Raw genomic sequence first — 10,185 nt, 5'->3', positions numbered from 1 at the left:
TTTGACATAGAAAAACCCCTCCATCCGTATTCCGGATTTTGGGGTTCAGGTCATTGGATTCTGGGTTTGATTTTTATCTGGTTTTTATTCTTAAAGTAATTTGATTTTACTTATAAAAACTTTCCTAATTTGCCTTTAAACTTATTTTTTACTTCTAACAACCTTAGCAATTTCCCCAAATACAAGTGGAATTAGGGCAAGGGCTAAGACTGGGAGCCATTCCCATGTGAAAGCTACTATTTCAAAAAGCTCTCTTAAGAATGGTACATACATTACTACTAGTAGTAGGGCAAAGGATAGGATTACTGCCTTGATTAGGTGTGGGTTTGATGTAAATCCTAATTCCTTTAGGGTAAACTTGGTGGACCTTACTGAGAAGGCTCTTAATAGTTCTGAAGTGATTAGGGTTGCAAATACCATGGTATGAGCACCTTCTATTGAGTCTGGGAAAATCCATTTTAGACCAACAATATAGGCTCCAAGGACTGCAAGGGTTATGAAGATTGATTGGCTAATTAGATTAGTTCTCACATCTCCTGATATGATTGATTCTCTTGGGTCTCTTGGTGGCTCTTCCATAAGGCCTGGCTCTGCTGGTTCAACACCTAAGGCAAGGGCTGGGAAGGCGTCAGTAACTAGGTTTAGCCATAATAGTTGGATTGGTGTAAGTGGGCTTGGTAGTCCCATTAGGATTGATAGGAAAACTATCAAAACTTCGGCAATATTACATGAAAGTAGGAAGGATACAAACTTTTTGATGTTTGAGAAGATTACTCTTCCTTCTTCTACTGCATTTACAATTGTCGCAAAGTTATCGTCAACTAAGATCATATCTGATGCATCCTTGGCAACGTCTGTTCCTGTTATACCCATGGCTACACCGATATCTGCGTTTTTGATGGCAGGTGCGTCGTTTACACCATCACCTGTCATGGCTACTACATTGTCATTGGCTTCTAAGGCCTTAACAAGTTGAACCTTGTTTTCTGGGGAAACTCTAGCGAAGATCCTCTTTGTCTTAACAATTTCTCTAATTTCTTCGTGGGTCTTATCGTTAAGCTCTGATCCTTGCATAGCTTGGTCACGGCTTGTTGCTAATCCAAGGTCTTTGGCAATGGCAAGGGCTGTTTCAAAATAATCGCCTGTAATCATGATTACATCAATACCTGATGCGTGACATTCGGCTACAGCTGCCTTGGCTTCTGGTCTTGCTGGGTCAATCATTCCTGTGAGCCCAACAAAAATCATATCTCTTTCGATATTTTCTGTAGTAAGGTCCTGATCAAGAGTCTCTAGTGGTCTAAATGCGTAGGCCATAACCCTTAGGGCCTGGCTTGCAAGATCGTTGTTCTTATCAGAAAGTTTCTTGCAATATTCATCGGTGAAGTCTTGCATTTCGCCATTTATTAGAATCTTTGAAGAATTTTTCATTACCACATCTGGGGCACCCTTGGTCATGGCGTAGTATTTGCCGTCAAGCTCGTGGAAGGTGGTCATCATCTTCCTTGTTGAATCAAATGGGATTTCCTGAAGTCTTGGATGTTTTTCGTTAAGACTTTCTTGGTTTATGTTCCATTTTTCAGCAAAGGTTAGCATGGCTCCTTCTGTAGGATCGCCTGTGATTTTGTATTCTGAGTCTTCTCTTGTAAGATTGGCATCATTACATAGACTTGCTATAGTCATTAAGAGTTTTATTTGATCGTCAGAATCTATTACTTCCTTATTCTCGTTTCTGATATCACCCTCTGGCTTATAGCCTGAACCTTCTACTTCGTATTCTTCGTCGTTGGTGAAGATTTTGGTGATAGTCATCTCATTTTGAGTAAGGGTTCCGGTCTTATCTGAGCAGATAACTGTGGTTGAACCAAGAGTTTCTACTGATAAGAGGTTTTTAACGATGGCCTTTCTGTCAGCCATCCTGTTCATACCTATTGAAAGAACAATAGTTACAACAGCTGTAAGTCCTTCTGGAATAGCTGCAACTGCAAGAGATACTGCTACCATGAAGGTCTCAAGTAAATCGTCTCCAGTCCTGTAATAACCTAGGGCAAAAACTGCTATACAAACTACAACTACTAGGATAGCAAGAAGCTTAGATAGGTTTTTAAGCTGTCTTTGTAGAGGAGTTTCCTTATCCTCAACTGAATCAAGACTTGTAGCGATTTTACCAATTTCTGTCTCTTCTCCAGTTCTTGCTACAAGACCAATACCGTGGCCGTAGGTAACAATAGATGATGAGTGGACGTAGTTTTCCCTATCGCCTATACCCACATCTTCACTGGTTTCAAAATTTGCGTCCTTTTCTACCGCTACAGATTCACCTGTAAGGGAAGATTCATCTATCTTTAGGTTGGATGACTCGATAAGTCTCATATCAGCTGGGATAATATCTCCAGTTTCAAGTACTACCACATCACCTGGTACCAATTCTTCTGCCTTAACATGTCTTCTTTGTCCATCACGGATGACAGTGGCCTCAGGAGAGCTCATTTTTTGTAAAGCTGCAACAGAGTCTTCTGCCTTTCCTTCTTGGATAATAGACATAATGGCGTTAATAACAACAATTGCGACAATAATTACACATTCAACTACATCACCTGTGAAGGCTGATACAATAGCAGCTATTACCAAAAGAATAACCATAGGATCGGCTATTTGCTCGATAATTTTCTTCATCAGGCTCTTTTTATTTGATGATTCAATAGCGTTTGGGCCATATTTTTCAAGCCTAGTCGCCGCTTCAGATGAAGTAAGTCCGCGTTTAGCATCTATTTCATGCTTCTTAATTACTTCATTAAGACTGCCTTTATAGTCCATAATTCCTCCTTAAAATTTTGCAAAAGATATAAAAAAAGCGGGGCTTAGTGAGTAATACTCGCAAGCTCCGTCTCGCCACCTTCTAGGGTTTATTTAACCGGGTCAAAACCGTTCTGACGATTAAATAATTGGGCTACTCCCTTTTGCTAGTTATATTATATATCAAATAAAAGTAAATTCAATAAGAAAAGGCTTTTATTACTTGTCCTTAAGGTCAAATTTTTTCCTTAAAACAAGCTTAGAAATTCCAAATAATAACAAAAATAAAATAACTAGAGAAATAATTATTATAATAGCAAGAATCTCCCTAGAAATCTCAAGGTAAATCAAAATAGGAATAATAATCCCATAAAATAAAATTCCTAGCCCTATTGCAAGAGATCCTGCAAACTTATTTCCAAATCTCCAAGTATCCTCAGAAAAACAAGCCTCCCAAACATGAAAGCCAACAGTCATATCAGGGTGATCGGTGTGAAAAAATATAAAAAATATTCCTATATAAATTGAAAAAATAAGGAGCATCAAATCTCCAACAATAACAGGTCCCATTCTTTTCTCCTTGATAAATTAAATTAGGGAATTAATCCCTAATACCCTTTGTATATTATACTATACTTTAATAGTTTAGTAGTTCTTAGCTATTAAGTTATTTTCTTTGTAATTTGATAATATAAATTATTATTCTAATTACAGTTGAATCTTCGTTCTTAAGGAGGGGCGTAGGGGGCTTTCCGCATGCCCCCTTATGCCCCTCCTTAAAATCCACCCCATTACACCCCCGGGGCGGCTCCTAAAGCGGAGTGCGGAATCTGATGCTTGCTTTCAGCAAGCTTTTATTGGTAGAGGTGATAACCTTGTTTAAGTTAACTGTTAGACTCACAGATTTCTAATCTTCGGTCACCTAATAATCGCAAACTCGGCTAAAGCCTCAAACAGTGCGATTTTCTTAACGGTGACCTTGATTAAAAATCATCATAAGGTAGATAAGAGAATTAGTCTCGTGGTATAAGTATTACTAGGCTCATTTGGCTTTGCCAAACATTGCTATATTAGAGTTTATTCTCATACGAAGGGTTTCTAAACTTAAGATTAAGTATTTTTGAAATTAAGTTGGCGTTAAAAAATTTGATTGTTTGAGCGGTAGCGAGTTATCAAATTTTAGCCGACTGAATTTCAAAAAAGTATGAATTTTAATCACCTTAAACGAAGGTTTCTCCATATCAATAGTTTGCCGAGAGGCAAACTCCTTGTCCCCCGAGAGGGGTCGCCCGGAGGGTGTAACGGAATTGGGGTTTAAGGGGAAAACAGATGAGGGAACGTGCGAAACGTTCCCTAGGGTTTTCCCCTTTTACGGAGATTCAACTGTAAGTGGAATAAAAAATTATAATGCAAAAATGAAATTAAAACTAAAGTTTATAGAAAATAATCCTGGATTAATAGACTCACCTAGTGAAAAAATCCTTGGGCCTCGCCCTTATTAAGAAGATTCAATAGTAAATAGAAAAATTAATTTATATTATCAAATTACGAAGATTAAATGGTAAATAAAATAATTCTATGAAAATTCAACAAATAACTTAATAATCATTATGGTAAATATGAATTTGATTGTAAAATTCCCTTCAATAATAGTATTATATTAATAACGAGTTAATAGCGAGGTTTTATGAGAATTTTAATTACTAGCGACTGGTACTATCCTGTTGTTAATGGGGTGGTGCGTTCGGTTATGAATTTAATAGAATATCTTGAAGGAAGGGGCCATGAAGTAAGGGTCCTTACTCTTTCTAATACGACTAAGTCATATAGGGATGGCAAGGTTTATTATGTTGGATCCTTATCTGCAGAAAAAATTTATCCCCAGGCTAGGATTTCTAACCTCCTTGCCAAGAGCCATTTAAAGGAAATTAAGGATTGGGAGCCGGATGTAGTTCATTCTCAGTGCGAATTTTCTACTTTTATTATGGCAAAAAGGATTGCAAGCGATCAGGAAATACCCCTTGTTCATACCTACCACACAGTCTATGAGGACTACACCCACTACTTTATCCCTTCTAAGCAGGCGGGAAAAAAACTTGTTTCTGTGGCAAGCAAGACCCTGGCAAGTTTTTGTGATAGGATTATTGTCCCAACTTCTAAGACCGAAAGGCTTTTAACAAGCTATGGGATAGACCCTTATATGATTGATATAATCCCGACTGGTATCCACATTCCAGAAATGAATGATAAGGCTCTTTTGAGAAAATCTTTGGGAATAGCTGAGGATGAGAAAGTTCTACTTTATCTAGGAAGGCTTGGTGCGGAGAAAAATATCCAAGAAATAATGTTTTATTATGACAGACTAAAAAATATGGATATCAAACTTTACATAGTTGGTGGGGGACCCTACCTTGCAACTCTTAAGGAAGATGCAGAGGAAATTTCTAAAAAAGTTGTTTTTACAGGCATGGTTGACTCAAAGTCTGTAAACCGCTACTACCAGGCTGCAGATATTTTTGTGACAGCTTCGACTTCAGAAACCCAAGGCCTAACCTATTACGAGGCCCTTGCTAATGGGACTATTGCCCTATGTAGAGATGATGCTGTCCTTGATGGGGTGATAAAAAACGGATTCAATGGATTTAAGTATAGGGACTTTAAGGAATTTGAAAACTTTGTAGAAAGGGTCTTTGCTGATTTAGAATTTAAAGAACTTTTAGAAATAAATGCCAGAAACTATGCCAGGGAAAACTTCTCTGTGGATGGTTTTGGTGCTAAGTGCCTGGCTTCATACGAAAAAGCAATCGAGGAATATGAATATGAAAGTATTAATATATTCAAAAGACTATGAGACTGTGAAAGAATCAGGAGTGGGTAAGGCTATCGACCACCAAATAAAGGCTCTTAGCCTTGCAGGTTGTAATTTTACCCTAGATGAGAAGGAAGATTTTGACCTAGTTCATATCAATACTACCCTGCCAGGAGCAGTTCATTTTGCGACTAAGGCAAAGAAGATGGGCAAAAAAGTTATCTACCATGGCCACTCAACTATGGAAGATTTTAAAAATTCCTTTATTTTTTCTAACCAAATTGCACCCCTATTTAAAAAGTGGCTAATCCATGCCTATAAAAAGGGCGATTTAATCCTAACCCCAACACAATATTCAAAAAATATTCTAGAAAGTTATAATTTAAACAGGCCTATAGAGGTAGTCTCAAATGGGATAGACCTTGATTTTTGGCAAAAAAAGCCAACTGATAGGGCAAATTTCTATAAAAAATACGGCCTAGATCCGGAAAAAAAGTCGATTATTTCTGTAGGTTTACCCATAAAGAGAAAGGGGATTGATGATTTTCTTAGACTTGCTAAGAAAATGCCTCAATACGAATTTGTATGGTTTGGCAAACTCGATAGGGCCCTAATGAGTCCCGATATAAAAAAAGAACTCGAAGATGTGCCGAAAAACTTTCACACACCGGGCTATGTAAATAGCGAAGACCTAAGAGAAGCCTACGGGGGATGCGACCTTTATGCATTTTTGACCCATGAAGAAACCGAAGGCATAGTCCTTCTAGAGGCTTTAGCTACCAAGGCTAAAATCCTAATAAGAGATATAGAAATTTTTGAAGACGGTTTTGTCGATGGGGAAAACATCTATAAGGGAAAGAATATTTATGATTTTGAAGAAAAAATCAAGGGTATCTTAGAAGGAAGGTTAGGAGACTTATCTGAAATAGCCTACCAAAGAGCAAAAGATAAGTCTATTGAAAAAACTGGAGCAAGGCTAGTTAAGCTTTACGAAAGGACTATGAAAAATGAGATCGGTTATTAAGTTAATAGGGCTCCTTGCCCTCTTTATTTTCCCACCCCTTTTGGTAAATTACTTTTTGATAAGTATGGATATAAACGGAAATACTGCCATGATTATTTCTCAATTTGGAGTAATAGGCATAAGCCTTGCTATAATCCTAATATATTTAAAGGGAAAGAAAGCCTACGAAGCTAAAACTCTTATGCTAATTGATCAAGCAAGGGATATAGAAGCTCTTAAAACCCTAAGAGATAAAAGAATATCCTACGATTCAAAGGCTGCTATTACCAAGGAGATTTTGCTTAGAGACTTTAGTGAAGATGAAGCGGCTAAGCTTAAAAAATACACAAATAAGGTAGCTGATATGGACCACTACTATGCAGGTTACATTAAAAACGCTGACCCAAGCCTACGCGAAGAATACAAGATTCGCCGCGATAACTTTAACAAAAAGTACAAGCACAAAAGATGGGCCTACCTAGATCTAAGGGAAAATATAAAAATGAGCCTAAAGTGGATGGTTGGATTTTTTGTAATCCTTACCCTTGCAGGACTTATTCAAAAATACAACACAAACAAGGATCTATATGTAATGGTCTATATGGTTCAAATGGTACTTGGAACAGGCTTTTTGATAAATACTATAATCTGGTTATCAAGGAGCCTTAAATCCTACTGGGACAAAGATTTTTTATAAGATCAGCTATGCTGGTCTTTTTCTTTGCCTATTTTAAAAGTAAACTTCATATATTAAAACATTTAAAATAAAAACTTAAAATATTGAATATTGACTTTACAAAAATCAAAAGCTCTAGTATAATTTAGACAAAAGGGAGGTTCTTATGATAAATAAATGTCCAAACTGTGGTGACCAAATGGTAATCACTTCATATAGATGCAATAATTGTTATACAGAAGTACACGGAGAATTTGAAATTGACTCATTCTCAAGATTAGACAAGGAAGATAAAGAATTTATAGAGTTATTCCTTCAAAAAAGAGGATCAATAAAAGACGTTGGTGAAGAAATAGGTATTTCTTACCCTACAGTTAGAAATAGAATTGATAAGATAGTAGCAAAACTTGGTGGCAAGGTTGATAAAAAATCTCATAGACTAGACATCCTAAATATGCTAGATAATGGAGAAATCACATCAGAAAAAGCCAAAGAATTACTAGAGGAGATAAACAATGACTGAAGAAAAACAACTAATCTTAAACATGCTCAAGGAAGGTAAAATCACAGTCGAAGAGGCAAGCGACCTATTAGCTGCAATCGGAGATAAAAAATCAAGAGACAATGATTTTGCAGGCAAAGTTACATCTACAGTAGATTCAATAATAAAAAAGGCAACCGAGGCCATTTCTGCCATAGACCTTGATCAAGCTTTTGATATCAATAATTTCAACCTCAAAGGCGAAGTAAATAGCCACAAGGATGTAAGGGTAGATGATGAGATCGATGAGATAAATATTGACCTGGTAAATGGTGAGATTTTCGTAGAGAATTCAACAGAATCAGGCATAATAATATCTTCTGATGTGTTTGCCAAAAAGAGCAACCTTGAAGACTATATAAATGTTGAAATTAGAGATAATGTTTTAAATATAGAAGAGAATGATGCCTATAAAAATTTTGGCGCAAGCGTAAAATTAAGAATCCAAGTAGGCAAAGATTTCTATAAAAATCTAAATATCGATACAGTAAACGCCAGAGTAGAAGTAGCAGATACTGACTTTGATAAGTTAAATATAGACTCTGTAAATGGTAAAATTATCGTAATAAACAGCAAGTCTGACATCGATATAGACAATGTAAATGGAAAAATTGACATCAAAAACATTGACGGTGCTCTTAGCATAGACAATGTATCAGGAGCAATCTACCTAGCTGGCATCAAGGGAGACATGGTAGAAGTAGACAACATATCAGGAAATATCAGGGTAGACGGCCTAGAAAGTGATAGAATCCATGCAAACTCAAGATCAGGTTCTATCAGAATGTATAACATCAAAGAAATAACAGACATAGACCTAGAAACTGTTAGCGGCACAATAGTAGTAGATACAGCAGACTATGCCGGCAACATCAAGGCCTTTGTAGAAAGCCCTGCAGTAAATGTGACAGAAAAATACCAAAACAAAATAAAAACCGACGAAGGATATGATTTATCAACATCCACAGATGAGGCAAAACTAAGCATAAAAGCAAAAACTCGTTACGGAAAAGTATCCTTAAGATAAGTAAAAGATGGGCAAGGCCCATCTTTTTTTATCCTAAACAATGTGGTATAATAATGTAAAAAAGTGAAAGGAGCTTTCTATGGGAAAAAGAGATAAGGAAAAGGCTTTTAAAAAGAAAGTGATATTTTATATTCTCCAAATCATCCTAGCTGGACTTATCATCTACCAATCGCTAGAAAGAAATATAGGAGGCCTAATAAAAGAATTCAACCCACTTGGATTTGGTATAGGAATCGTAATGATAATAATGGACTTAACTTTTTTATACATAGAATGGAAAACCTATAAAAGCTCTTAAACAAAAAATCCACCCAGGGAAAGGTGGACTTTTTGCTTTTTGATTCTATCAAAAATATTAGCAAACAAAAATTGAGGGTAAGTTTTTGTAGTGAAAAACAGGTGTGTTAAGGAAGAGTACGTCATTGATAGCTGTCTGTTTTTCATCTTTATAATAACTAATTATTGTTAGATACAAGATAGAAAATTGTAAAAATAAAGTAAAATATTGAAGGGTTTAATTCGAGATTAATGGTAGCAAAAACTTGGTAAGCCAAGTTTTTACGATACAAAATTATTTCAGTCATTTACATTACTGCTTCGTAAAAAGGGGAGGCACAAGATTGAATTTTCCTATCCAAGATAAATTATTATTTTATCTTTTAAATTATTATTTTATTTACTATTGAATCTTCGTTCCAAGGGGGAGCCCCAAGGGACCTTCCGCAGGGTCCCTCATCGGGCTCCCCCTTGCACCCCCGAGCGGCTCCTTATGCGGAGTGCGGAATCAGAAGCTTGCCTTTCCGGCAAGTTTTTTTGTAGAGAGAATTACCTTGTATAAGATTATGTAGCTTTCCAGAGATTTCTAATCGTCGGGTTTCTAAAAATCGCAAACTCGCTTACGCTCAAACAAGCGATTTTCTTAACGCAACCCTTGATTAGAAATCATTGCCCGATAAATGGGAGAATTAATCTCGATGTTTCAGATTTTGCAGGGCTCGTTTGGCTTCGCCAAACATTGCTAAATGAGTTTTGTATTCTCAAACGAAGAAGATAAAAATCACAAAACCTTGTATTTTAAAATACTAATACTCCGTAAAGAAAATTGCACTGACAGCTTTTTTAAAATAGAAACATAATAGCTACTGTGAACTAATTTTTAAATAAAAACACAAGTCAGACTAGATTGCAATTTTTAGGAGGCTTGGGATTTTAAAAAGGTTAGGATAATAATATACTAAAACAAGGGCACCTCCATATTAATAGTTTGCCGATAGGCAAACACATTATCCCCCGCGAGGGGTCGCCCGGAGGGGGTAGCCGAAAGGGGTCTGGG

The 10,185-nt window shown here is 36.5% G+C and carries 8 protein-coding genes; 6 read left to right on the top strand and 2 right to left on the bottom strand.

Features of this window, described 5'->3' with window-relative positions:
- Positions 1-141 precede the first annotated feature (141 nt).
- Both Q0410_RS02030 and Q0410_RS02025 read right to left on the bottom strand, forming a co-directional pair.
- Positions 142-2,817 (bottom strand): cation-translocating P-type ATPase, encoded by a 2,676-nt coding sequence (locus Q0410_RS02030; protein WP_299032368.1) that lies wholly within the window; start codon positions 2,815-2,817, stop codon positions 142-144.
- 198 nt (positions 2,818-3,015) lie between these two features.
- Complete coding sequence (locus Q0410_RS02025; protein ID WP_299032366.1) at positions 3,016-3,366, bottom strand: SdpI family protein; 351 nt, start codon at positions 3,364-3,366, stop codon at positions 3,016-3,018.
- 1,117 nt (positions 3,367-4,483) lie between these two features.
- On the opposite strand from Q0410_RS02025, the gene Q0410_RS02020 reads away from it, so the two are divergent.
- The 6 genes from Q0410_RS02020 (at position 4,484) to Q0410_RS01995 (ending at position 9,150) form a co-directional block, all read left to right on the top strand.
- On the top strand, positions 4,484-5,647 hold the full coding sequence (locus Q0410_RS02020; RefSeq protein ID WP_299032364.1) for a glycosyltransferase: 1,164 nt from the start codon (positions 4,484-4,486) through the stop codon (positions 5,645-5,647).
- A complete protein-coding gene (locus Q0410_RS02015; RefSeq protein WP_299032362.1) occupies positions 5,616-6,629 on the top strand; it encodes a glycosyltransferase in 1,014 nt (337 codons plus the stop codon). The genes Q0410_RS02020 and Q0410_RS02015 overlap by 32 nt, the downstream gene beginning before the upstream one ends.
- Positions 6,613-7,305 (top strand): hypothetical protein, encoded by a 693-nt coding sequence (locus Q0410_RS02010; protein ID WP_299032360.1) that lies wholly within the window; start codon positions 6,613-6,615, stop codon positions 7,303-7,305. The genes Q0410_RS02015 and Q0410_RS02010 overlap by 17 nt, the downstream gene beginning before the upstream one ends.
- A 145-nt stretch (positions 7,306-7,450) precedes the next feature.
- A complete protein-coding gene (locus Q0410_RS02005) occupies positions 7,451-7,807 on the top strand; it encodes a DUF2089 domain-containing protein (protein WP_299032358.1) in 357 nt (118 codons plus the stop codon).
- Positions 7,800-8,852, top strand: a complete 1,053-nt coding sequence (locus Q0410_RS02000; RefSeq protein WP_299032357.1) for a DUF4097 family beta strand repeat-containing protein — start codon at positions 7,800-7,802, stop codon at positions 8,850-8,852. The genes Q0410_RS02005 and Q0410_RS02000 overlap by 8 nt, the downstream gene beginning before the upstream one ends.
- 79 nt (positions 8,853-8,931) lie before the next feature.
- Positions 8,932-9,150 carry a hypothetical protein gene (locus Q0410_RS01995; protein ID WP_299032356.1) on the top strand — a complete coding sequence of 73 codons (219 nt, stop codon included), beginning with the start codon at positions 8,932-8,934 and terminating at the stop codon, positions 9,148-9,150.
- The last annotated feature ends 1,035 nt before the right edge of the window (positions 9,151-10,185 follow it).

The sequence above is a fragment of the uncultured Anaerococcus sp. genome (genome assembly GCF_937934665.1).
Classification (GTDB): domain Bacteria; phylum Bacillota; class Clostridia; order Tissierellales; family Peptoniphilaceae; genus Anaerococcus.
This window is presented reverse-complemented; position numbering and strand designations above follow the sequence as displayed.